25 protein-coding genes are annotated in these 24,017 nt (G+C 62.4%); 11 read left to right on the top strand and 14 right to left on the bottom strand.

What is annotated here, in order from left to right; all coding sequences use genetic code 11:
• Window position 1 precedes the first annotated feature (1 nt).
• The 9 genes from hisD to DV532_RS04835 form a co-directional block, all read right to left on the bottom strand.
• A complete protein-coding gene (gene hisD, locus DV532_RS04875; RefSeq protein WP_056795980.1) occupies window positions 2-1,327 on the bottom strand; it encodes a histidinol dehydrogenase in 1,326 nt (441 codons plus the stop codon).
• Window positions 1,328-1,453: 126 nt separating this feature from the next.
• Window positions 1,454-2,089, bottom strand: coding sequence for an ATP phosphoribosyltransferase (hisG, locus tag DV532_RS04870; protein WP_056795978.1), 636 nt, complete (start codon window positions 2,087-2,089; stop codon window positions 1,454-1,456).
• Window positions 2,090-2,211: 122 nt separating this feature from the next.
• Window positions 2,212-3,477, bottom strand: coding sequence for a UDP-N-acetylglucosamine 1-carboxyvinyltransferase (gene murA / locus DV532_RS04865; protein WP_056795975.1), 1,266 nt, complete (start codon window positions 3,475-3,477; stop codon window positions 2,212-2,214).
• Between the two features lie 23 nt (window positions 3,478-3,500).
• A complete protein-coding gene (locus DV532_RS04860) occupies window positions 3,501-3,740 on the bottom strand; it encodes a BolA family protein (protein ID WP_003255121.1) in 240 nt (79 codons plus the stop codon).
• Between the two features lie 117 nt (window positions 3,741-3,857).
• Complete coding sequence (locus DV532_RS04855; protein ID WP_056795972.1) at window positions 3,858-4,160, bottom strand: lipid asymmetry maintenance protein MlaB; 303 nt, start codon at window positions 4,158-4,160, stop codon at window positions 3,858-3,860.
• Window positions 4,157-4,804 carry a phospholipid-binding protein MlaC gene (locus DV532_RS04850; protein ID WP_056795969.1) on the bottom strand — a complete coding sequence of 216 codons (648 nt, stop codon included), beginning with the start codon at window positions 4,802-4,804 and terminating at the stop codon, window positions 4,157-4,159. Before DV532_RS04850 ends, DV532_RS04855 begins: the two co-directional genes overlap by 4 nt.
• Before the next feature lie 9 nt (window positions 4,805-4,813).
• Complete coding sequence (gene mlaD, locus DV532_RS04845) at window positions 4,814-5,299, bottom strand: outer membrane lipid asymmetry maintenance protein MlaD (RefSeq protein WP_056795957.1); 486 nt, start codon at window positions 5,297-5,299, stop codon at window positions 4,814-4,816.
• Complete coding sequence (mlaE, locus tag DV532_RS04840; protein WP_012270663.1) at window positions 5,299-6,096, bottom strand: lipid asymmetry maintenance ABC transporter permease subunit MlaE; 798 nt, start codon at window positions 6,094-6,096, stop codon at window positions 5,299-5,301. Before mlaE ends, mlaD begins: the two co-directional genes overlap by 1 nt.
• Window positions 6,096-6,905, bottom strand: a complete 810-nt coding sequence (locus DV532_RS04835) for an ATP-binding cassette domain-containing protein (protein ID WP_012270662.1) — start codon at window positions 6,903-6,905, stop codon at window positions 6,096-6,098. Before DV532_RS04835 ends, mlaE begins: the two co-directional genes overlap by 1 nt.
• A 249-nt stretch (window positions 6,906-7,154) precedes the next feature.
• Between DV532_RS04835 and DV532_RS04830 the strand changes: the two genes are divergently transcribed.
• The 10 genes from DV532_RS04830 to DV532_RS04785 all read left to right on the top strand — a co-directional run bounded on the left by DV532_RS04830 (window position 7,155) and on the right by DV532_RS04785 (window position 14,165).
• The gene (locus DV532_RS04830; protein ID WP_056795955.1) at window positions 7,155-8,129 is read left to right on the top strand and encodes a KpsF/GutQ family sugar-phosphate isomerase; all 975 of its coding nucleotides are present in this window, start codon (window positions 7,155-7,157) and stop codon (window positions 8,127-8,129) included.
• Window positions 8,130-8,140: 11 nt separating this feature from the next.
• Complete coding sequence (locus DV532_RS04825; protein WP_056795953.1) at window positions 8,141-8,665, top strand: HAD family hydrolase; 525 nt, start codon at window positions 8,141-8,143, stop codon at window positions 8,663-8,665.
• Between the two features lie 8 nt (window positions 8,666-8,673).
• The gene (gene lptC / locus DV532_RS04820) at window positions 8,674-9,246 is read left to right on the top strand and encodes an LPS export ABC transporter periplasmic protein LptC (protein WP_056795951.1); all 573 of its coding nucleotides are present in this window, start codon (window positions 8,674-8,676) and stop codon (window positions 9,244-9,246) included.
• Window positions 9,233-9,757, top strand: coding sequence for a lipopolysaccharide transport periplasmic protein LptA (gene lptA / locus DV532_RS04815; RefSeq protein ID WP_056795949.1), 525 nt, complete (start codon window positions 9,233-9,235; stop codon window positions 9,755-9,757). Before lptC ends, lptA begins: the two co-directional genes overlap by 14 nt.
• Window positions 9,758-10,483 carry an LPS export ABC transporter ATP-binding protein gene (gene lptB, locus DV532_RS04810; RefSeq protein ID WP_003255132.1) on the top strand — a complete coding sequence of 242 codons (726 nt, stop codon included), beginning with the start codon at window positions 9,758-9,760 and terminating at the stop codon, window positions 10,481-10,483.
• 174 nt (window positions 10,484-10,657) lie between these two features.
• On the top strand, window positions 10,658-12,151 hold the full coding sequence (locus tag DV532_RS04805) for an RNA polymerase factor sigma-54 (protein WP_056795946.1): 1,494 nt from the start codon (window positions 10,658-10,660) through the stop codon (window positions 12,149-12,151).
• A 79-nt stretch (window positions 12,152-12,230) separates the two neighbouring features.
• Window positions 12,231-12,539 carry a ribosome hibernation-promoting factor, HPF/YfiA family gene (hpf, locus tag DV532_RS04800; RefSeq protein WP_003255135.1) on the top strand — a complete coding sequence of 103 codons (309 nt, stop codon included), beginning with the start codon at window positions 12,231-12,233 and terminating at the stop codon, window positions 12,537-12,539.
• Window positions 12,540-12,551: 12 nt separating this feature from the next.
• A complete protein-coding gene (gene ptsN / locus DV532_RS04795; RefSeq protein ID WP_016713139.1) occupies window positions 12,552-13,016 on the top strand; it encodes a PTS IIA-like nitrogen regulatory protein PtsN in 465 nt (154 codons plus the stop codon).
• A 2-nt stretch (window positions 13,017-13,018) separates the two neighbouring features.
• Window positions 13,019-13,873: an RNase adapter RapZ gene (gene rapZ / locus DV532_RS04790; RefSeq protein ID WP_056795944.1), complete on the top strand. Its 855-nt coding sequence runs from the start codon at window positions 13,019-13,021 to the stop codon at window positions 13,871-13,873.
• A gap of 19 nt (window positions 13,874-13,892) precedes the next feature.
• Window positions 13,893-14,165 (top strand): HPr family phosphocarrier protein, encoded by a 273-nt coding sequence (locus DV532_RS04785; RefSeq protein WP_056795941.1) that lies wholly within the window; start codon window positions 13,893-13,895, stop codon window positions 14,163-14,165.
• Between the two features lie 133 nt (window positions 14,166-14,298).
• On the opposite strand, the gene pmbA is transcribed toward DV532_RS04785, so the two are convergent.
• Complete coding sequence (gene pmbA / locus DV532_RS04780) at window positions 14,299-15,645, bottom strand: metalloprotease PmbA (protein WP_056795938.1); 1,347 nt, start codon at window positions 15,643-15,645, stop codon at window positions 14,299-14,301.
• 108 nt (window positions 15,646-15,753) lie between these two features.
• Between pmbA and yjgA the strand changes: the two genes are divergently transcribed.
• Entirely contained in the window at window positions 15,754-16,275 is a 522-nt protein-coding gene (yjgA, locus tag DV532_RS04775; RefSeq protein ID WP_056795935.1) for a ribosome biogenesis factor YjgA, read from the top strand.
• 61 nt (window positions 16,276-16,336) lie between these two features.
• Here yjgA and tldD read toward each other — a convergent pair whose 3' ends face one another.
• The 4 genes from tldD to rng form a co-directional block, all read right to left on the bottom strand.
• On the bottom strand, window positions 16,337-17,776 hold the full coding sequence (gene tldD / locus DV532_RS04770; RefSeq protein WP_056795933.1) for a metalloprotease TldD: 1,440 nt from the start codon (window positions 17,774-17,776) through the stop codon (window positions 16,337-16,339).
• A 2-nt stretch (window positions 17,777-17,778) separates the two neighbouring features.
• Entirely contained in the window at window positions 17,779-18,630 is an 852-nt protein-coding gene (locus DV532_RS04765; RefSeq protein WP_056795930.1) for a carbon-nitrogen hydrolase family protein, read from the bottom strand.
• An 8-nt stretch (window positions 18,631-18,638) separates the two neighbouring features.
• The gene (locus DV532_RS04760) at window positions 18,639-22,454 is read right to left on the bottom strand and encodes a YhdP family protein (RefSeq protein WP_056795927.1); all 3,816 of its coding nucleotides are present in this window, start codon (window positions 22,452-22,454) and stop codon (window positions 18,639-18,641) included.
• An 88-nt stretch (window positions 22,455-22,542) separates the two neighbouring features.
• On the bottom strand, window positions 22,543-24,000 hold the full coding sequence (gene rng, locus DV532_RS04755; protein WP_056795925.1) for a ribonuclease G: 1,458 nt from the start codon (window positions 23,998-24,000) through the stop codon (window positions 22,543-22,545).
• Window positions 24,001-24,017 lie beyond the last annotated feature (17 nt).

Raw genomic sequence — 24,017 nt, 5'->3', positions numbered from 1 at the left:
CTCAGTTCCCCTTCTCTTGGGACAGGATACGGTATTCAGCGCTGCGGGCATGGGCGGTCAGCGACTCGCCTCGGGCCAGGACCGAGGCCGTGTGGCCCAGCTCGGACGCACCCTCCTCGGAACAGAAGATGATCGACGAACGCTTCTGGAAGTCATACACCCCCAGTGGCGAGGAGAAACGTGCGGTGCCGGAAGTGGGCAGTACGTGGTTGGGGCCAGCGCAGTAGTCGCCCAGCGCTTCACTGGTGTGGCGGCCCATGAAGATCGCGCCAGCGTGGCGAATGTGCGGCAACCAAGCCTGCGGGTCGGCCACCGACAGCTCCAGGTGCTCCGGTGCGATACGGTTTGCCACTTCCATGGCCTGCTGCATGTCACGTACCTGGATCAGCGCGCCACGGCCATTGATCGATTTTTCAATGATCTCGGCACGTTCCATGGTCGGCAGCAACCTGTCGATACTGGCAGCAACGCGATCGAGGAACGCGGCATCCGGGCTGACCAGAATGGCCTGGGCGTCTTCGTCGTGCTCGGCCTGGGAGAACAGGTCCATGGCGATCCAGTCCGGGTCGGTCTGGCCGTCGCACACCACGAGGATTTCCGATGGGCCGGCAATCATGTCAATGCCCACCTGGCCGAACACGTGGCGCTTGGCGGTGGCGACGTAGATGTTGCCCGGGCCGACGATCTTGTCCACCTGCGGCACGCTTTCAGTACCGTAGGCCAACGCGGCGACGGCTTGAGCGCCGCCCACGGTGAACACACGGTCGACACCGGCGATGCAGGCAGCCGCCAGCACCAGCTCATTGACCTCGCCACGCGGGGTCGGCACCACCATCACCACTTCTGTCACCCCGGCAACCTTGGCCGGGATGGCGTTCATCAGCACCGACGATGGGTACGAGGCCTTGCCACCCGGCACGTACAGGCCAGCGCGGTCCAGCGGGGTTACCTTCTGGCCAAGCACGGTGCCATCGGCTTCGGTGTACTGCCAGGAGTCCTGCTTCTGCCGCTCGTGGTACATGCGCACACGGTTGGCGGCCTTTTCCAGGGCTTCGCGCTGGGCCGGGGTAATGCGGGTCAGGGCCAGTTCCAGGCGCTCGCGGCCGAGGATCAGGTCATCGATGCTGTTGGCGGCAACGCCGTCGAAACGCTGGGTGAACTCCACCAGTGCCGCATCGCCACGCTCGCGCACGGCCTTGATGATGTCGAGCACGCGCTGGTTGACCGCGTCATCGGACACACTTTCCCAGCTCAGCAGATGATCCAGATGTCGGGCGAAATCCGGATCAGCAGCGTTGAGACGGGCAATTGCAGTGGACACGGTCATGGCGAGGGCCTCGATTATTAGCGAATGCTCAGGCGCCCTAGGCTACCAGTCCATCCGCGCGGGCACCCGAGAAAAATGGCTATGACGCGGATAGACGGGCGCGACAGCGAAGGTCGCGCGCAGGTGTCAGCCGCGGTGTCGCGATTCGACCGCTTGGCGCAGCGTGTCGATCAGGCTTTGGATGCGCGCGTGCTGCATTTTCATGGAGGCCTTGTTGACCACCAGGCGCGAACTGATCGTGGCGATCAGTTCCTGGGGTTCCAGACCGTTGGCACGCAGGGTATTGCCGGTGTCGACCACGTCGATGATCTTGTCGGCGAGGTTGATCAGCGGCGCCAGCTCCATCGAGCCATACAGCTTGATGATGTCGACCTGGCGGCCCTGTTCGGCGTAATAGCGCTTGGCTACGTTGACGAACTTGGTAGCCACGCGCAAACGGCCCTTGGGCTCAGGTGCGCCGACCACGCCAGCAGTCATCAGCTTGCACTGGGCAATCTGCAAGTCCAGGGGCTCGTACAGGCCCTGGCCGCCGTACTCCATCAGCACGTCCTTGCCGGCCACACCCAGGTCGGCAGCACCGTGCTCGACATAGGTCGGCACGTCGGTGGCACGCACGATCAGCAGGCGCACATCGTCCTGCGTGGTAGGAATGATCAGTTTGCGGCTCTTGTCCGGGTTCTCGGTAGGCACGATACCGGCCTCGGCCAGCAACGGCAGGGTATCGTCGAGAATACGGCCTTTGGAAAGCGCGATGGTCAACATTGGAACGTCGGTCCTTAAGCGGCTACTGCCAGCCGGGCGTATGTTGCCCGACCACATTCAATTCGTTAGGCACTGGCTGTGGATGCCGGCAAGCCCGCCCCACAGCCAGTACCAGCGGGCTACTAACCCGGTACGCGGCGGATCTTCGCGCCGAGCATCTGCAGCTTCTCTTCGATGCACTCGTAACCACGGTCGATGTGGTAGATGCGATCGATGAGGGTATCGCCTTCGGCAACCAGCGCCGACAGCACCAGGCTGGCGGAAGCACGCAGGTCGGTGGCCATTACCGGGGCACCTTTCAGCGCCTTGACGCCAGTGACGATGGCTGTGTTGCCTTCGACCTGGATCTGCGCGCCCATGCGGTGCATTTCATACACGTGCATGAAACGATTTTCGAAGATTGTCTCGATCACTGCGCCAGTACCTTCGGCAATGGCGTTCAGCGAGACAAACTGTGCCTGCATGTCGGTCGGGAACGCCGGGTACGGGGCGGTACGCAGGTTGACGGCTTTTGGCCGCTTGTTGTGCATGTCCAGCTCGATCCAGTCTTCACCGGTGGTGATGTCGGCGCCGGCTTCCTTGAGTTTTTCCAATACGGCTTCAAGGATGGTCGGGTCGGTGTCCTTGACCTTGACGCGGCCACCGGTTACGGCAGCAGCGACCAGGTAAGTGCCGGTCTCGATACGGTCCGGCATCACGCGGTAGTTGGCCGAGCCCAGGCGTTCAACGCCATCGATGGTGATGGTGTCGGTGCCCGCGCCTTGAACGTTGCCGCCCATGGCGTTGATGAAGTTGGCCAGGTCGACCACTTCCGGCTCACGCGCGGCGTTCTGCAGCACGCTGCGGCCCTTGGCCAGGGCTGCGGCCATCATGATGTTCTCGGTACCGGTGACGCTCACGGTATCGAAGAAGAAGTGCGCACCGCGCAAGCCACCTTCAGGCGCCTTGGCCTTGATGTAGCCAGCTTCGACTTCGATCTTCGCGCCCATGGCCTCGAGGCCACGGATGTGCAGGTCGACCGGGCGCGAGCCAATGGCGCAACCGCCCGGCAAGGCCACTTCGGCTTCACCGAAACGGGCGACCATCGGCCCCAGTACCAGGATCGAGGCGCGCATGGTCTTGACCAGCTCGTAAGGCGCCACCAGGGTCTTGATGGTGCGTGGGTCGATCTCCACCGCCAGCTTTTCGTCGATCACCGGCTCGATGCCCATGCGGCCGAACAGCTCAATCATGGTGGTGATGTCGTGCAGGTGCGGCAGGTTGCCCACGGTGACGGGGCCATCGGCCAGCAGGGTCGCCGCCAGGATTGGCAGGGCTGCGTTCTTCGCGCCCGAAATGCGGATCTCGCCGTCAAGGCGAGCGCCGCCAGTAATAATCAGTTTGTCCATTGGAATCTCGCCGCCAAGTTGGCTCAGGTGCGCTCAGCCCAGGCTGCGCTGCTGAAAAATTTCATGGTTACCGCATGGATGCTGCCATTGGCGATCCACGGATTCAGGTGAGCATAGATCGCCTGCTGGCGTTTGACCGGGCTCAAGCCAGCCAACTCGTCGCTGATCACGTTCAACTGGAAGTTGCAGCCTTCGCCTTCAACTTCGACCCGGGAACCCGGCAATTTCTCTTCAAGGAAGCTTTTAACTTCTACGGCCTGCATGCTCAACCTCAATCGGCGCCCGATGCGCACGGGTCGGCCATCATACAAAAAAGCCCCCCGCCTGCGAAGCCCAACGAAGGCTTCGCTGACCGAGGGGCCATCACCCGCTCAGGGCCATCAGCTTGCCAGCACCTCGTCGAGGTCATAAACCCCGGCGATTTCGCGCATGTCATCAGGCATGCTGCGCACCTGGCAGCCCTTGCCGGCAGCCTGTGCATCCCGCATGAAAGCCAGCAGCAGCGACAGGCCAACGCTGGTGGAATGCTGCACCTGGGAGCAGTCGAGCACCAACTGCGCCTCGCGGCAAGCCGCGATCAGCGCCTTGCCCTGCTTGCGCAGGACTGGCCCGCTGCGGTAGTCCAGCACACCCGCCAGGCACAACACGCCCGGTGCGGCCATGCTTACGCCGGCCTCACTCATTTGACGGTCTTCTCTGGCGAGACGTCGGCAGCTTGCTTGGCCTTGGCCACTTCACCGGCCCAACCGTCGATGGTTTTGTCCAGGTCGTTGCCATTGCGCTGCATGGCATCGGCGAATTGGTCACGGAACAACTTGCCGATGTTGATGCCGTTGACGATCACGTTACGCACCTTCCATTCGCCACCGATGTTTTCCATGGTGTATTGCACCGGGTACACCGCACCGTTGTTGCCGGTGACCTTCATGCCCACGCTGGCGCGCTTGCCGTCATCGGCCTTGGCCGGGTCGACGGTGATGCCCTGGTTGTTGTATTCGAGCAGGGCGTTGCCATAGAACTGCAACAGGCTGCGCTTGAAGTTTTCCTGGAAGCGCTGCATCTGCGCAGGGGTGGCCTTGCGCGAATACTTGACGGTCATGATGCTGCGGGAAATGCCGTCAGCGTCCACTACCGGGCCAAGGATACGGTTCAGCGAATCGTAGAAGGCGTTGGGGTTGGTCTTGTACTGCTCCTTGTTCGCCTTGAGGTCGCCGAGCAGTTCGGTGGTGGTGCCCTGAATCACGTCGTGGGGCGATTGCGCGGCCATGGTCAGCAGGGGGAAGGCCGCCAGCAGGACCAGCAGGCCACGTCGCAGGATGGAAATCATGGAAACTCCTTAATTAGCCGGTTGCGCTTCTTTCGGTTCCTTGCCAACGGAGTTGAGCAGGAACTTGCCAATCAGATCTTCAAGCACCAGTGCCGACTGGGTGTCGTGGATGGTCGCGCCGTCCTTGAGCACTTCTTCTTCACCGCCCACGCTGATGCCGATGTACTTCTCGCCAAGCAACCCAGCGGTCAGGATCGAAGCAGTGGAGTCGTTCGGCAGGTTGTCCACCGACTTGTCCAGTTGCAAAGTCACCCGACCGGTGTAGGAATCACGGTCCAGATCGATGGCGGTGACCTTGCCGATGGTCACACCGGCCATGGTCACTTTAGCTCTGACCGTCAAACCGGCGATATTGTCGAAGTAGGCATAAACTTTATAGGTATCGCTGCTCGGGCTGGCCGACAGCCCGCTGACACGCAGGGCCAGCAGCAGCAGCGCCAGGATCCCGGCCAGGAGGAACAGGCCGACACCGATTTCCAGGGTGCGGTTTTGCATCAGAAATCTCCAAACATCAAGGCGGTCAGAATAAAGTCCAGACCCAGCACTGCCAACGAGGCATAGACCACGGTCTTGGTGGTGGCACGGCTGATCCCTTCTGAGGTGGGTTCACAGTCGTACCCCTGGAATACGGCGATCCAGGTTGTGACAAAGGCGAATACCAGGCTCTTTACCAGCCCGTTAAGCACGTCATCGGTGAAAGAAACACTGTTCTGCATGTTGGCCCAGAACGAACCCTCGTAGACGCCAAGCCAGTCCACCGCCACCCACGAGCCACCCCAGATACCAACCACACTGAAGATCAGCGCCAGCAGCGGCAACGAGATGAAACCGGCCCACAGGCGTGGCGCAACGATGTACTTGAGCGGGTCGACGCCGATCATTTCCAGGCTCGACAGCTGCTCGGTGGACTTCATGTTGCCAATCTCGGCGGTCAGTGCCGAGCCGGCACGGCCAGCGAACAGCAGCGCCGTCACCACCGGGCCGAGCTCGCGCAGCAGGGTCAGGGCAACCATCTGCCCTACCGCCTGCTCCGAGCCGTACTTGGTCAGGATGCTGTAGCCCTGCAGCGCCAGCACCATGCCGATGAACACACCGGACACGACCACGATCGCCAACGACAGCACGCCCACCGAGTACAGCTGCTTGGTCAGCAGCTGAAAACCGCCGCCAATGCCGCCGCGCCCGACCAGTGCATGGAACAAGAACAGGCAGGAACGCCCCAGTACCGCCAGCACGTCGATCGCCGAGCGGCCCAGCAGGCGCACCCGCTCGAGTAAGGATTTTCTGCGCATCAACGCGCCCCCAACAGGTCGGCGCGGTAATCAGGCGCGGGAAAGTGGAAAGGTACCGGGCCGTCCGGGTCGCCCTTCATGAACTGGCGAATGCGCGGGTTGTCCGAGCCCATCAGTTCGTCAGGCGTGCCCTGGCCAAGCACCTGGCCATCACCCACCACGTAGATGTAGTCGGCGATGCTGGCGGTTTCGGCCAGGTCGTGGGAAACGACGATGCTGGTGATGCCCAGGGCATCGTTGAGCAGGCGGATCAGCCGCACCAACACCCCCATGGCAATCGGGTCCTGACCGACGAACGGCTCGTCGTACATGAGAATCTGCGGGTCCAGGGCAATCGCCCGCGCCAGCGCCACACGGCGCTTCATGCCGCCAGACAGCTCGTCAGGCATCAGGTCGATGGCACCGCGCAGGCCTACGGCCTGCAGCTTCATCAGCACGATGTCGCGGATCATTTCGTCCGACAGCTGAGTGTGCACGCGCAACGGAAACGCGACGTTCTCGAACACATCGAGGTCGGTGAACAACGCGCCGCTCTGAAACAGCACGCCCATTTGCTTGCGGGCGTCGAACAGGTCGCTGCGCGACAGCGTCGGCAGGTTTTGCCCGGCAACCCATACCTCACCGCTGGATGGGCGCAGTTGCGCGCCCATCAGCCGGAGCAACGTGGTCTTGCCGCAACCCGATGGCCCCATGATACCGGTGACCTTGCCGCGCGGGATGCGAATGTCGACGTTGCTGAAAATGCTGCGCGAACCGCGTTTGAAGGTAACCCCCTTCAACTCGACCGCGTAGGCGCTATCCACACTCATCTAGACTCCTTGCTAGTGCAGCCTCGTCCTAATGGACGCCGGCCTTCGTCTGGAAGGCACACGCGCCCCCTGGCTGGCCGAATAGCGGCGAACTATAGCACCGCTCACAGCGCCTCCCCAAGGCCGGGCAACGAGTCGTTCAGCCCTACGACAGGCATGAAGGACATTCGCCACGGCAATCGAAAGGGTGAGGGTTTCTTTCATTGCGGCTATAATCGCCGCCTTTTTACCAGGCATTGCTTTTTTGACATGAGCCAATCCAGCGAGCTGATCCAATCCGCCCAGCGCACCTTGCGCCTGGAACTCGAGGCCGTCGAGGGCCTGCTGGCGCGTATCGATGAAAACTTTGTCAAAGCCTGCGAGCTGATCCTGGCGATCAAGGGACGGGTTATCGTGCTTGGCATGGGCAAGTCCGGGCACATCGGCAACAAGATTGCCGCCACCCTGGCAAGCACAGGCACCCCGGCGTTTTTCGTCCATCCCGCGGAAGCCAGCCATGGCGACATGGGCATGATCACCCGCAACGATATCATCCTGGCCCTGTCGAACTCCGGCAGCACCGCCGAAATCGTTACGCTGTTGCCGCTGATCAAGCGCATGGGCATCCCGCTGATCAGCCTTACCGGCAACCCTGACTCGGTCCTGGCCCAGGCTGCCGAGGTTAACCTCGATGCCCGCGTCGCCCAGGAGGCATGCCCACTCAACCTGGCCCCCACCTCCTCCACCACGGCCTCGCTGGTGCTGGGCGACGCCCTGGCCATCGCACTGCTCGAAGCCCGTGGTTTCACGGCGGAAGACTTCGCCTTTTCGCACCCAGGGGGTGCGCTTGGGCGGCGCTTGCTGCTCAAGGTCGAAAACATCATGCACGCCGGCGACGACCTGCCACAGGTCCAGCGCGGCACCTTGCTGAAGGACGCCTTGCTTGAAATGTCCCACAAAGGCCTGGGCATGACCGCCATCCTCGAAGCGGATGGCAAGTTGGCCGGGATCTTCACCGACGGCGACCTGCGTCGCAGCCTGGACCGCAACATCGACGTGCACACCACGCTGATCGACCAGGTAATGACCGTGCATGGCAAAACCGCACGCGCCGAAATGCTCGCAGCCGAAGCATTGAAGATTATGGAAGACCACAAGATCAACGCACTGGTTGTCGTAGACCAGGACGACCGGCCTACCGGCGCCCTGAACATGCACGACCTGTTGCGCGCTGGTGTAATGTAAGGAGCGATGGAATGAGCCAGAACCTCATGCAGCGCGGCAAGGCCATCAAGCTGGCGGTGTTCGACGTCGATGGCGTACTGACCGATGGCCGCCTGTACTTCCTCGAAGACGGCAGCGAGTTCAAGACCTTCAACACCCTCGATGGCCAGGGCATCAAGATGCTCATGGCGTCGGGCGTGACCACGGCGATCATCAGCGGGCGCAACACGCCGGTGGTCGAGCGCCGCGCCAAAAACCTCGGCATCCCGCACCTTTACCAGGGCCGCGAGGACAAATTGGTGGTACTTGACGGCCTGCTGACCGAACTGGGCCTAAGCTATGAACAGGTCGCCTACCTGGGCGATGACCTGCCTGACCTGCCGGTGATTCGCCGGGTCGGCCTGGGAATGGCGGTGGCCAATGCCGCACCCTTTGTTCGCCAACACGCCCATGGCGTGACCCAGGCTCGCGGTGGCGAAGGCGCCGCCCGTGAGTTCTGCGAACTGATCATGCAGGCCCAGGGCACCCTGGACGCTGCCAACGCCAATTACCTTTAAGGCTGCCCATGTCCAGCAAGAAAGTTCGCAATATCGCGCTGCTGGCGGTGATCGCCGCCGTGCTGGTAGCCATCGGCTACTGGAATGTCAGCCCGGAAAGCTTCCTCGACCAGCCGGTGGCCCAGGTCGATGAAAGCGCCATCGACTACTATGCGATCAATGCCCACAGCGTGCAGTACCTGCCTGACGGCAAGCTGCAATATGAAATGACCGCCGACAAGGTCGAACATATGAAGGCCAGTGAAATCACCTTGGTGACCACACCGGACCTGCACATGTACCGCGGTACCCAATACCCCTGGCACGTCCAGAGCGAGCGTGCCGAGGTAAACCCGGACGGCACCGAGGTCGAATTGATCAACCAGGTACGCGTTGCACGCACCGACGAAAAGCAACGCGAAACCATTATCACCAGCTCACGCATGACCGTATTCCCGCAGAAGCAATATGCGCAGACCGAGCAAGCCGTTAGAATCGACGGCGCCGGTGGCACAACCACGGGCAAGGGCATGAAAGCGTATTTGAAAGAAGGCAGGATGGACCTGCTCTCTAACGTAAGAGGACAGTATGAGGCTCGTTAAAACCCTCCCCCTTTTGCTCAGCCTGAGCGCTGCACTGGGAAGCGCGAGCGCCTTCGCCCTGCCGAATGACCGTGACCAGCCGATTCGTATTCAGGCCGACAACGCGCACCTGGACGACAAGCAAGGCGTGGCCACCTATACCGGTGACGTGATCATCACCCAAGGGTCGATGATGATCAAAGGCAATACGGTGACCATGACGCGCGCCACCAATGGTGACATCGACGTTGTCACCTCGGTAGGCAACCTGGCCTACTTCGAGCAGCAGCAGAGCACTGACAAGCCTGACAAGATGAAAGGCTGGGCGGTGACTATTCAGTACCAAGCACAGAAAGACACCGTGATCCTCACCGATCGCGCCAAGGTCGAGAACGAGGGCAACACCACCGAAGGCGAGAAAATCGTCTACAACACCAAGACCCAGGTGGCGACTGCCGGGCGAGGTGGCAACGTCACCCAACCACGTCAGCGTATCGACATGGTGATCCAGCCCAAGAAGAAGGCCGAGTAAATGGCAACCCTCAAAGCCCAGCACCTGGCCAAGAGCTACAAGGGGCGGCAAGTCGTACGTGACGTCAGCCTGTCGATCGACAGCGGCCAGATCGTCGGCCTGCTCGGCCCCAACGGCGCCGGCAAGACCACCTGTTTCTACATGATCGTCGGCCTGGTCCAGGCCGAGCAGGGTCGCGTACTGATCGACAACCTGGACGTCAGCCACCAGCCCATGCACGGTCGCGCCCGCGCCGGCATCGGCTACCTGCCGCAGGAAGCCTCGATCTTCCGCAAGCTGTCGGTGGCCGACAACATCATGGCTATCCTCGAGACCCGCAAGGACCTCGACCGCGATGGTAGGCGCAAGGAGCTGGAAAGCCTGCTGCAGGAATTCCACATCAGCCACATTCGCGACAACCTCGGCATGAGCTTGTCCGGCGGTGAACGCCGCCGCGTCGAGATTGCCCGGGCCCTGGCGACCGCACCCAAATTCATCTTGCTGGACGAACCGTTCGCGGGTGTAGACCCGATTTCGGTCGGCGACATCAAGCAGATCATCCATCACCTCAAGGCCAAGGGCATCGGTGTACTGATCACCGACCACAACGTGCGTGAAACACTGGATATCTGCGAAACCGCCTATATCGTCAATGATGGCCGGTTAATCGCCGAAGGCGATGCCGAAACCATCCTGGCCAACGACTTGGTTAAAGAGGTTTACCTGGGCCACGAGTTCCGGCTCTGACCCCAGCACGCGCCTGGAGTACTGGCGAATCGCCCTGAAACCGGGGTTAAGTTGTTACGGTACTCTAGGCAAACGCTACAATTTAAGGCATAAAACTTGCTTGATCTGGCGCCTCGGCGCCCTCGTGTAGTGGATGGCGCATGCGCGCCGGCGAACAAGGTATTAGCCCCAGCCATGAAACCATCGCTCGTCCTAAAAATGGGCCAGCAACTGACGATGACACCGCAGTTGCAACAGGCCATCCGCCTGCTCCAGCTCTCTACCCTGGACCTCCAACAGGAAATCCAGGAAGCGCTGGAGTCGAACCCGATGCTCGAACGTCAGGAAGACGGCGAAGACTTCGACAACAGCGACCCGATGGCGGACAACGCCGAGAACAAACCAGCCGCCGAAGCCCAGGACAACAGCTTCCAGGAAAGCACCGTCAGTGCCGACAACCTGGAAGACGGTGAGTGGGGCGAACGTATTCCCAACGAGCTGCCGGTCGACACTGCCTGGGAAGACATCTACCAGACCAGCGCCAGCAGCCTGCCGAGCAATGATGACGACGAGTGGGATTTCACCACCCGTACATCAGCCGGCGAAAGCCTGCAAAGCCACTTGCTGTGGCAGCTCAACCTGGCACCGATGTCCGACACCGACCGCCTGATCGCCGTGACCCTGATCGACAGCATCAACGGCCAGGGCTACCTGGAAGACACCCTCGAGGAAATCTGCGCCGGTTTTGACCCCGAGCTGGATATCGAGCTGGACGAAGTCGAAGCGGTCCTGCACCGCATCCAGCAGTTCGAGCCGGCCGGCGTCGGCGCCCGCACCTTGGGCGAATGCTTGCTGCTGCAGCTGCGCCAACTGCCCGCCAATACCCCGTGGATGAGCGAAGCCAAGCGCCTGGTCAGCGATTTCATCGACCTGCTTGGCGGCCGTGACTACAGCCAGTTGATGCGGCGCATGAAAATCAAGGAAGACGAGCTGCGCCAAGTCATCGAGCTGGTGCAAAGCCTCAACCCGCGCCCCGGTTCACAGATCGAGTCCAGCGAGCCTGAGTACGTAGTGCCCGACGTCATCGTGCGCAAAGACAGTGAGCGCTGGCTGGTGGAGCTGAACCAGGAGGCCATCCCGCGCTTGCGCGTCAACCCGCAATACGCCGGGTTTGTGCGCCGCGCCGACACCAGCGCCGACAACACCTTCATGCGTAACCAGTTGCAGGAAGCGCGCTGGTTCATCAAGAGCCTGCAAAGCCGCAACGAAACCCTGATGAAGGTCGCCACGCAGATCGTCGAGCACCAGCGTGGCTTCCTCGACCACGGCGACGAAGCGATGAAACCGTTGGTACTGCATGACATCGCCGAAGCGGTGGGCATGCACGAATCGACCATTTCACGGGTTACCACGCAGAAATACATGCACACACCGCGCGGTATCTACGAACTGAAATACTTTTTCTCCAGCCACGTCAGCACCTCCGAAGGCGGAGAGTGCTCGTCCACGGCGATCCGCGCGATCATCAAAAAACTGGTTGCAGCGGAAAATCAGAAAAAGCCATTGAGTGACAGCAAGATCGCTGGTTTACTGGAGGCACAAGGCATCCAGGTAGCCCGTCGCACCGTCGCCAAGTACCGCGAGTCCCTCGGCATTGCACCGTCGAGCGAGCGCAAGCGACTGATGTAGCCCCTGAGATGAGCCACAGCGTTTGCGGGGCAGGTGCAAGACCTGCCTCTTTATGCACGGGCAACAAAGGAGAAGCTGTATGCAAGTCAATATCAGTGGACAGCATGTAGAAGTCACCCAACCACTGCGCGATTACGTGCTTGAAAAACTCGCTCGCGTGGAAAGTCACTTCGATAAGATCACCAACGTGCAGGTCATCATGAAAGTCGAGAAGTTGCAGCAGAAGGTCGAGGCGACCCTGCAGATTCCCGGCGGCGAAGTGGTTGCCAACGCCGAACACGAAGACATGTATGCAGCGATCGACGCCTTGGCTGACAAGCTCGACCGCCAACTGAAAAAACACAAGGAAAAACAGCAAAGCCTGCTGCAAGGTGCAGCTGCCCGCTGATCCCCCTCATCCATGATCCGACTTGAAACCATCCTGACCCCCGGCCGTTCCCTCGTGAACGTGCCGGGCGGCAGTAAGAAGCGCGCCCTGGAAAAGGTCGCCACCGTCATCGCCGACCAAGTGCCAGAACTGGAGATGCAAGACGTCTTCGAAAAATTGGTCGCCCGGGAAAAGCTCGGTTCGACCGGTTTCGGTAATGGTATCGCCATTCCGCACTGCCGGCTTGAAGGTTGTTCTGCTCCGGTCAGCGCCCTGCTGCACCTGGAAGCACCTATCGACTACGACGCCATCGATGGCGCGCCTGTGGACCTGCTGTTCGTACTGCTGGTGCCAGAAGCCGCCACCGATGCCCATCTGGAACTGCTGCGCCAGATTGCCAGCATGCTCGATCGCAAAGAGGTGCGTGATCGCCTGCGTGCGGCCACCAGCAGCGAGGCCCTGTTCCAGGTTGTCCTGGACGTACAGAACGAGCACTGAACATGCGCCTGATCATCGTCAGCGGCCGGTCCGGCTCCGGCAAGAGCACCGCCCTCGATGTCCTGGAAGACAACGGTTTCTACTGCATCGACAACCTGCCTGCCGGGCTGCTACCGCAGCTGGCGGAAAGCGCGCTGATCAACACCGAGCTGCAGCAACCCAAGGTCGCCGTGTCGATCGACGCGCGCAACCTGCCCAGCCACCTGACGCGCTTCCCCGAACTGCTTGAAGAAGCCCGTGCCCGGCATATCCACTGCGACGTGCTGTACCTGGATGCTGATGAAGACACGCTGCTCAAGCGCTTCTCGGAAACCCGCCGACGCCACCCGCTGACCAATGCCAATCGCTCGCTGGCAGAGGCGATCCGCGTGGAGAGCGACCTGCTGGGGCCGATTTCCGACCTGGCCGACCTGAAGATCGACACCACCAACCTGAACCTTTACCAGTTGCGTGATTCGATCAAGCTACGCCTGCTCAACCAGCCCGAGCCTGGTACCGCATTCCTGGTCGAGTCGTTCGGTTTCAAGCGCGGCATGCCGGTGGACGCAGACCTGGTGTTCGATGTGCGCTGCCTGCCCAACCCCTACTGGAAGCCCGAGTTGCGCGAGCACTCCGGCCTTGAGCAACCGGTAATCGACTACCTGGCTGCCCAGCCGGATGTCGAAGACATGTTCAACGACATTTCCAGCTACCTGCTCAAGTGGCTGCCCCGCTTCGCCGCCAGTAATCGCGCCTACGTCACCATCGCGATTGGCTGCACCGGCGGCCACCACCGCTCGGTATACATCACCGAACGCCTTGGCCAGTTGCTGCAGCAATCCCTGAAAAACGTCCAGGTCCGCCACCGCGACCTCTAGCCCAAGGATCCGCCCCACCATGCCCGCCCGTGAAATCACCATCATCAACAAGCTGGGGCTGCATGCTCGGGCGGCAGCCAAGTTTGTCGGCGTTGCCGGCCGTTTCCCCTGCCAGGTGCGGGTTGGTCGTGCACCGGACAAGCTGGTGGATGGCAAAAGCATCATGGCGGTTATGATGCTTGCGGCCGGCAAAGGCACCCAGGTGCACCTGCATACCGAAGGCGAGCAGGACACCGACGCCATGGACGCGCTGGTCGAGTTGATCAACAACTTCTTCGACGAAGGCGAATAAGCGAGCGCGTGTCTGCGAACACCGGCGCAGCCGGTAGCAGGCACCGCGTTGGTTTCTTCGCGGGCATGCCCGCTCCTACATCCAACGTTGTAGGCGCGCGCGTGCCCGCGAAGGGGCCGGTACTGGCAGTAGACTAGCTACCGGCAACCGTCATTCGCTCAATCAACACCGACCCCGTGTGGATATTGCTGCGGGTCTCCAGATCGCTACCGATCGCGACAATCTGTTGGAACATGTCTTTCATGTTGCCAGCAATGGTCACTTCCTGCACCGCGTGCTGGATCTCGCCATTTTCCACCCAGAACCCCGCCGCGCCACGGGAGTAATCCCCCGTCACCATGTTCAGGCCATGCCCCATCAGTTCGGTTACCAGCAGCCCGCGGCCCATGCGCCGGATCAGCGCCGCCTGATCTTCGACACCATGGCTGACAAACAGGTTATGCACGCCGCCGGCGTTGGCGGTGCTTGGCAGCCCCAGCTTGCGCCCGGAATAAGTACCCAGCAGGTACGACACCAGCTCGCCCTTGTCGACGAATGGCTTGGCATAGGTCGCCAGGCCGTCACCATCGAATGCCGCACTGGCCAGTGCACGCGGAATGTGCGGGCGCTCGTCGAGGGTCAGCCAGGCGGGGAACAGGCGCTGGCCGAGGGTCCCCTCAAGGAATGACGATTTGCGGTACAAGTTGCCACCGGAAATGGCCGACAGGAAGCTGCCAAACAGGCCACCAGCCAGCTCGGCCGAAAACAGCACCGGCACCTCGCAGGTCGGCACCGGCCGCGCACCCAGCCGGCTGGCGGCACGTTGCGCAGCACGCACACCAATGCTGCGAGGGTCGGCCAGCAGGTTGCCCTGGCGGTTCACGTCGTACCAGTAGTCACGCTGCATCTGCCCATCGCCTTCGGCGATCATCACGCAGCTTAGGCTGTGCCGGGTCGACGCGTAGCCACCGATGAAGCCATGGCTGTTGCCATACACGCGACAGCCCTGGTGGGTATTGAAGGTGGTGCCATCGGCGTTGAGGATGCGCGGGTCGGCGTCGAACGCCGCCGCCTCACAGGTCAGGGCCATCTCGATGGCCTTCTCGGGCTCCAGATCCCAGTCGTGGTACAAGTCCAGGTCTGGAATCTCGCGGGCCATCAGTGCCGCGTCGGCCAGGCCGGAACATTCGTCCTCGGAAGTATGCTTGGCAATTGCCAAGGCTGCGGCGACGGTTTCACGGATCGCTTCAGGGCCGCTGGCCGAGGTGCTGGCCGACCCCTTGCGCTGGCCGACATAGAGGGTGATACCAAAGCCCTGGTCGCGGTTGAACTCAACCGTTTCGACCTCACGCTGGCGTACTGTGGTGGACAAGCCCTGCTCCAGCGATACTGCCACTTCGCAGGCGCTGGCCCCCTGGCGGCGCGCTTCGGCGATGATCGCCTCGACCTGCTCCTGCAATGCTGGCAGGTCTTTTGGACCTACGCTCTGGACTGCACTCATGGTTCTCTCCACTCAAATTCTGCGTTCGGCGAGGGTCATTCTACGACCGGGCCGGACAAGCGGCCCCCGACTGGTTATCATGGCGGCGATTTCTAGCGGACTGCCACCATGGTTGATTCAAACGACGACGCCTTCGACGGCGAAAAAAGCAAAACCCAGATCAAGCGCGAACTGCATGCGCTGGTCGAACTCGGCGAGCGCCTTACCACGCTCAAGGCCGATACCCTGGCACGCCTGCCGTTGACCGACGAGCTGCGCAAGGCCCTGGCCGAGGCCAGCAAGCACACCGCTCATGGTGCCCGCAAACGCCACATGTCGTTTGTCGGCAAGCTGATGCGCGTGCAGGACCTGGATGCCATCCACGCCTTGCTCGAGCAGATGGACAGCTCGACCCGCCAGTACAACGAGCGTTTCCACGGCCTAGAGCGCTGGCGTGACCGGTTGATCGATGGTAACGACGAAGACCTCGAGCGCTTCGTTAACGAATACCCGGAAACCGATCGCCAGCAGATGCGCTCGCTGATACGCCATGCCCAGCACGAGAAGGCGCGGAACAAGCCGCCTGCAGCTGCGCGCAAGGTGTTCAAGTACATCCGCGACCTCGACGAGTTGCAGCGCGGGTTGCGCTGAGCCTTGTCGTGAGGCCCTGTGGGAGCGGGCTTGCCCGCTCTCACATCGGCCCCCGAAGCCATCACGCCCCAGTACCGCCTACGGTAATTGCATCCAGCTTCAAGGTAGGCTGGCCCACCCCGACTGGCACCGACTGCCCGTCCTTGCCGCACGTCCCTACCCCGCTGTCCAGCGCCAGGTCGTTACCGACCATCGATACCCGGCTCATTGCCTCCGGCCCATTGCCGATCAGGGTCGCGCCCTTGACTGGTGCGGTAATCTTGCCGTCTTCGATCAGGTAGGCCTCACTGGTCGAGAACACGAACTTGCCACTGGTGATGTCCACCTGGCCACCGCCCAGGTTGGCGCAGTAAATACCCTTCTTCACTGACGCGATGATTTCCTGCGGGTCGCTTTCGCCGGCACGCATGTAGGTGTTGGTCATGCGCGGCATCGGCAGGTGCGCGTAGGATTCACGCCGGCCGTTGCCGGTCACCGCCATGCCCATCAGCCGCGCGTTCAGCTTGTCCTGCATGTAGCCCTTGAGTACACCGTTCTCGATCAGCGTGGTGCACTCGGTTGGGGTGCCTTCGTCATCGACGCTCAGTGAGCCACGGCGGCCTTCCAGCGTACCGTCGTCGACGATGGTGCACAGCTTCGATGCTACCTGCTGGCCAATCCGGCCACTGAACGCCGAACTGCCTTTGCGGTTGAAATCGCCTTCCAAGCCGTGGCCGACAGCTTCGTGCAGCAGTACGCCCGACCAGCCCGAACCGAGCACAACCGGCAAGGTGCCGGCAGGCGCCGGGATCGCCTCCAAGTTAACCAGCGCTTGGCGCAAGGCTTCCCGGGCATAACCCATGACCTTTTCCTCGGTGAAGAACCGGTAGTCGGTACGCCCGCCACCGCCGTGCCCGCCGCGTTCGCGACGGCCGTTTTGCTCGACGATGACACTGACATTGAAGCGCACCAGCGGGCGCACATCGGCAGCGAGGCTGCCATCGGCCGCAGCGATCAGAATGCGCTCCCAGACCCCGGCCATGCTCACGCTGACCTGCTGGATACGCGGGTCCAGGGCGCGCGTAGCGACGTCGACGCGCTTGAGCAGCTCGACCTTCTCGGCGCGGGTCAGCACCGCCAGCGGGTTATCCTGGGCATACAGCGCAGCCACCTCCTGGCTACGGAAAGCCTGCACGGTGCCGTTTTGCCCGGCGCGGGAAATTGAACGGGCGGCGCGGGCGGCGGAAGTCAGCGCTTCGAGGTTGATTGCGTTGCTGTAGGCAAAACCGGTCTTTTCACCGGACTGGGCGCGCACGCCCACGCCTTGGTCGAGGTTGAAGCTGCCCTCTTTGACGATGCCGTCTTCCAGCGCCCAGGTTTCCGAAATCTGGCCCTGGAAATACAGGTCGGCGGCGTCGATGCCGGGGCCGGCCAACTCACCCAGCACGCTCTGCAGGCTGTCCAGGGTCAAGCCGCCTGGGGCCAGGAGCTGCTCGCTGACGGTGGATAACATCTGGCTCATAGTCACTCCGAGGTGTGCGCAGGCCGCAACGCGCCCTGCGAGAAAAAGCGCCGGTGCGATACCACCGGCATGCGCGCCCGGATGGACGCCTGTTCGTCAATGTCGCGCTCGGCGAGCAGTACCGCTTCGCCTTGCGCTTGTTGCGCGACGATACGCCCCCAAGGGTCGACGATCGCCGCATGGCCATGGGTTTCCCGTGGGCCGGGGTGGGTACCGCCCTGCGCCGCAGCCAACAGATAGCACTGGGTTTCGATAGCACGGGCACGCACCAGCACCTCCCAGTGCGCCGCCCCCGTTACCGCAGTAAAGGCAGCGGGCGCGGTGATCAGTTCCGCACCGGCAGCACGCAGTGCGCTGTACAGTTCGGGGAAGCGCAGGTCGTAGCACACGCTCAGCCCGAGCCGCCCCAGCGGTGTATCGGCCACCACCACCTGGGCACCATGGGCGTAGTCGTCAGACTCGCGGTAACGGCCACGGTTGTCGGCAACGTCCACATCGAACAGATGCAGCTTGTCATAGCGTGCCGCCACCTCGCCGTGCTCGTCGATCAGCAGCGAGCACGCATGGGCCTTGGCCTCGGGCTGGCCAATCGGTGGCAAGGGCAAGGTACCGGCGACAATCCATAACTTGAGGTCGCGGGCGGTCCGTTTCAACCATGGCAGGATCGGCCCAGCGCCCAATGCTTCGGCGCGGCCGATGGCAGCGGCGTCCTTGCGGCCCATGGCAGCGAAGTTTTCTGGCAGCACGGCCAGGCGTGCGCCGCCGAACGCGGCCTGCTCCAGCAGAGCACCGGCACGCTGCAGGTTGGCCAACACATCGTCCTGGCTGACCATCTGGATTACCGCTGCCTTCATGGGCACTCCTAGCGGGATTTCTCGAAAGGTTTCACAAATGTGATTCTAGGCTCTTTCCATGGTCCTTCGACACGGTAGTTCACACTGGCAAAGCGCGACACGCGGTCACCGATCAACCGGTCAACCAGGAACAGCGCCCCACCCACGGCCGGCGCGCCAACGATCAGCGCCGCCAGCGGCAGGTTGTTGGTTACCGGCAAGGTCACCTGCAAATTGGCATCGACCCGGTCACGCACCATGTCCAGGGTGCCATCGAGCTCGAAGTTGCTCGACGGGCCGGTCACGCTGATCGGCTCGCGGGTCACATAGACGCCGCTGCTGGCAACCAGCAAGCCTTTGACCCGGTCATAGGCCAGGCCTTTGTCGAACAGGTCGGAGAAGTCCAGGCGCAGGCGCCGACCGATAGAGTTGAAGTTGAGCAGGCCAAACACCCGCAGCGCCTGAGCGCTGCCTTCGACCTCGACGAACTGGCCGGTGCGCAGCGCCGCGTCCATGCTGCCGGAAAACCGCTCCAGGCTCACCGCAGCCGGCGAGCCAGGCCAGCGACCATCGACATCCAGGCGGAAGTCACGGCTGGTCACGGTCGGGGCAAAGCCCCAGGCCTTGAGCACATCCGCCAGATTCTTGCCGTCCAGGCGCCCTTTGTACCAACTGCTGGCGCTGCCCGGCTGGCCTTCCCAGCCGCCACCGCCATCGATACGCAGGCCTTTGAAGTCAAGGTCGATATCACTGGCGGTAACGCCCTGCGCAGTCGGCCGCAGCTTGAGTGACGCGCTGCCGAACAGGTCATCGCCGCGGTACAGTTTGTCGATGCTCAGGTCCAGCGCCGGTACCTTGCGCGGATCGAACGAGGCCAGCGGGTCCGGGCCCTCTTCAGCCTGCTTTTCTGCAGCGCTGGCAGCGGGCAGGCGCAGGGTTTGCAGGCGCACGACCATGGGCGCGGTTTTGGTATCCGGCAGCCGGGCATTGCCGATGACTTCCTTGCTATCGAGGCGCAAATCCCAGGCCGCGCCGCCGCGGGCCAAGCGCACCACAGCCTGGTTCAGGTCCATGCCAAACGCTTTCAACTGGCCGATGCTCAGGTCGACGCTTTGCAGGTTCTGCCGAGCACTGCCGCCCGGGTCGTCGCCAGCCAACCGTGCCGCCTGCTCTTGCCAGGGCGCCAGGTCCAGCGCCTCGAGGCGCCCGCGCACCCGCAGGCCTTGGGCGCCAGGCACCTGGGCGTCACCTGCGCCCAGCAGCAACTCGCCACGGCCCTGGTTCAGCTTTTCGGCCGGCGCAGCGTAGGCAAAGCGGGCAAAGTCGCTGTACGCAGCATCAAAGCGCCGCTCCGCGCCCTGCAGGTTCATGCTAAAACGGCTGTCGCGGGTTTCTGCTGCTGTTTTGCCGAACGGAGCCGGCAGGTCGATGGCCAGGCCCTTGAGGTTGGAGGCGACGCTCAGGCGGTTATCCCGGCTACCAAGGCTGACCTGCAATTGGTACGGCAAGTCGCCGGAAGCCGGCAGGGCCTGGTTGAACTGCAGCCAGTCGGTCAGCGCTTTGAGCGGCACTTGGCCATTGGCGTTGATGCGGGTCTGCATCTGCCCTGGCTGGCCTTCGGCGGTGATCTGCGCTGTCACCGGCTTGCCGAAGGCCTGCAGGCTGATGCCCTTGCCGCTCAGGCCCTTGTCGAAATCGAAACTGAAGTCGCCCTTCAGGCGGCTCAACTCCAGGCTCGGCGGCGCGACCTTCAAGCGCGCATCATGGGTGGCGAAGTCCACCAGCACTTTCGGCCGCTGCCCGTGGGCCAGCGGGATGTCGAGTTTGAGTTTACCCTTGAGCGGCCCCTCGCCTTCCCAGCCGGCGAAGATCTCGCCCGTGCCGATAGGGGCTTCCCTGAGGATTTTCAAGCCATCGCCCAGGCCGCCGTCAAAGTCGCCATCGAGGTACAGGTGGCTGTGCTGGCCCTCGTCGACATGCGGGATATTGACATTCACATCGCTGACTTTGGTGTCGAGCAGTACGCCACGCTGGGCCTTGATGCGCACACCGCTGTCCTCGATCAACACATCGCCATCCACGTGTTGCACCTGCGGCCAGCCCGGCTGGAAATCCAGGGCCGCATCACGCACCTTGAAGAACAAGCTGATGCTGCGGGCTTCCGGTGCAACGCCATGGTTCAGCGAGCCTTGGTACTGGAAGTAGCCTTCGTCCACCGTGCCTTTGACGATGGCGCTGCGCAGCCATTCGTCGAGGGCCGGGCTGAGCACCTCTGGCAAGTACTTGGCCGTGTAGCGGCCATCGCCCTCGGTCAGGCCAACGCGCAAGTCCATGTAGTCTTCACGGCCTTCGTCGAACAACAACCGAATGAGGAAGTCACCGGCGATCTTGCCCTCCTCGCCCAGCACCTTCAGGTAGGGCGCAACCAGGGTAAAGCCTTCCTTGTCCAAGGCCCAGGTCAGGCGCGCATTGGCCTTTTGGTAATGCCAGGGTTTGGCGAAGATTGGGTACAAGTGCAGCATGAAGGCGTCGGTATCCAGGCGCAGTTCACCGTGGCCCAGGTCACCGCTGATGCTGCCGCTGACATTACCGGCAGCTGGGGCATTGTGATACGCATCAAAACCGACCTTCTCCAGGTTGGCTTCGAACTGCAGACGCTGGTCGCCTTCGGCCTTGGGCCGGGCCTGCAACCGCACATTGCGCAGCGCACCGGTCACTTGCAGGCCATCGATCACGGCCATGACCTGGTCCGGCAGCGGCGCCAAGGCATGGATCAACGGGGTCAAGGGCGTGAGGTCGAGGCGATCGGCCTGCACCTGCCAGCGTTCATCGGCAGCGTTTTCGCCAGGACGCTGCTGCAACTGCAGGTGCGACTCCCAACGAGTTTTGCCGATGTCCATGGCCAGGGAGTCGAGCACCACATCGAAGCCTTGATCGCGGCGCTGGAACCAGGCTGCTAGGGCCAGGTTGTTCAATTTGACAGCCTTGCGCCCGGCATAGGCGCCTTGCAGCTCAGGTGCATTGAGGCGTACCACCGCCTGCTGCAACTGCCCCTTGCCCCAGTCGACCCAAAACTCGCCGCCTGCACGCAATGCATTAGCTTGCCACTGGCCCAGCAGGCGTGGCGGTAGCCAGCGCGCCCAGTCACTCTGGGGCAGGCTCAGGTAGGCTTCGACCTCACCGTCGCGCCAGGCATCAGCCGACGCACGGCTGCGCAGGCTCAGCGCCAGGGGCTGGCCATCGGGCAGGGTCGCGCGCAGATCCAAGGCCTGCCGCGAAGCCCCGGCCTGCAAGCCGGCGCTCACATAAGTCAGCGTCAGCGGGTCGCGCTGCCAGGGGTGCAGGGTAACTTGGCTGTCGAACACATCGATGCGGCCCAGCTGGCGTAGGCGCTGTAGCAGCGCAGCAGGGTCGAGCGGCGTGTCGTCCTTCTTCGGTAGGCCTTCGAGCTGCCAGGCGCCCTGCTCGTTCTCTCGCAGGATCAGTTGCAGGCCGCCCAGTTGAATGCGTGCCAGGCGTACTTCACGGGCAGTAAGGCTGGCCCAGACGTCGGGTACCACCTTGACGTCGTCCAGGCGCAGCGCCGTTGCCCCCTCGCCCAATTGCAGGTCGCGCACCTGCAGCACCGGCGCCAGGCCGCTCCAGCGGCCTTCCAGCGCACCGACGTGCACCGGCAGGCCCAGCGCTTGTTCAGCCTTGCTTTGCACATCGGCGCGATACTCGGCCACCAACGGCACCAATTCGCGGCCCAAGCTCACATACAGCGCCACCAGTACCGCCAGCAGAGCGCAAATGCCCAGCCCCCAGCGGGTCAAGGCAACAAGAACGCGAGTCAGACGTCCCATAGCCGTGGCCCTCCAAGTCGTTTATCCATGATGGCCGGTGATGCCGCTTTTGCCAGCTCGGCCCACCCGCACCGCGTTTCAAAAAGCCTCAGAGCAACACCACATCGTACTGTTCCTGCGAATACATCGACTCGACCTGGAAGCGAATGGTTCGGCCAATGAAGGCTTCCAGCTCGGCCACATTGCCAGACTCCTCATCCAGCAGCCGGTCGACCACCTTCTGGTTGGCAAGCACGCGATAGCCCTCAGCCTGATAGGCTCGCGCCTCGCGCAGGATCTCGCGGAAGATTTCGTAGCATATCGTCTCAGGGGTTTTCAGCTTGCCGCGCCCCTGGCACGCCAGGCACGGCTCGCACAGCACCTGCTCCAGGCTTTCCCGCGTGCGCTTGCGGGTCATCTGCACCAGGCCCAGTTCGGTAATGCCGATGATGTTGGTCTTGGCGTGATCGCGTTCCAGCTGCTTTTCCAGGGTTCGCAGCACCTGGCGCTGGTGTTCTTCATCTTCCATGTCGATGAAGTCGATGATGATGATGCCGCCGATGTTGCGCAGGCGCAGCTGCCGGGCGATAGCAGTGGCGGCCTCGAGGTTGGTCTTGAAGATAGTCTCTTCAAGGTTGCGGTGGCCGACGAACGCACCGGTGTTCACATCGATAGTGGTCATCGCTTCAGCCGGGTCAACCACCAGGTAACCGCCGGACTTGAGCGGCACCTTGCGCTCCAGGGCGCGCTGGATTTCGTCCTCGACCCCGTACAGGTCGAAAATCGGCCGTTCACCTGGGTAATGCTCAAGGCGGTCGGCGATTTCCGGCATCAGCTCGCCAACAAACTGCGTGGTCTTCTGGAAGGTTTCGCGCGAGTCGATGCGAATTTTTTCGATCTTCGGGTTGACCAGATCGCGCAGGGTACGCAAGGCCAGGCCCAGGTCCTCGTAGATGACCGTGGGCGCACCACACGTGTTGATCTGGGTACCGATCTGCTCCCACAGGCGGCGCAGGTAGCGGATGTCCTGCAGGATCTCTTCCGCGCGTGCGCCTTCGGCGGCGGTGCGCAGGATGAAGCCGCCGGCGTCCTTGATGTTCTCGCTTTCCATGCAGTTGCTAACCACCTGCTTGAGGCGATCACGCTCGGCTTCGTCCTCGATTTTCAGGGAGATACCCACATGGCTGCTGCGTGGCATGTACACCAGGTAGCGGGACGGGATGGAAAGCTGGGTGGTCAGGCGCGCGCCCTTGGTGCCGATCGGGTCCTTGGTCACTTGCACCACCAGGGCCTGGCCTTCGTGCACCAGGGCCGTGATGTTCTCGACCGCCGAGCCTTCGCGCTGGGATATTTCCGAGGCATGGATGAACGCGGCGCGCTCCAGGCCAATGTCGATGAAGGCCGCCTGCATGCCCGGCAGCACGCGCACCACCTTGCCCTTGTAGATATTGCCGACGATGCCGCGGCGCTGGGTGCGCTCGACGTGCACTTCCTGCAGTACCCCGTTTTCCACCACCGCCACGCGTGACTCCATTGGGGTGATGTTGATCAGGATCTCTTCACTCATGGCAGGCTCTCGTCAAA

This window comes from Pseudomonas sp. Leaf58, assembly GCF_003627215.1.
Classification (GTDB): Bacteria; Pseudomonadota; Gammaproteobacteria; order Pseudomonadales; family Pseudomonadaceae; genus Aquipseudomonas.
Note: the sequence above shows the minus strand (reverse complement) of the source record. Positions and strands in the feature narration are given on the sequence as shown.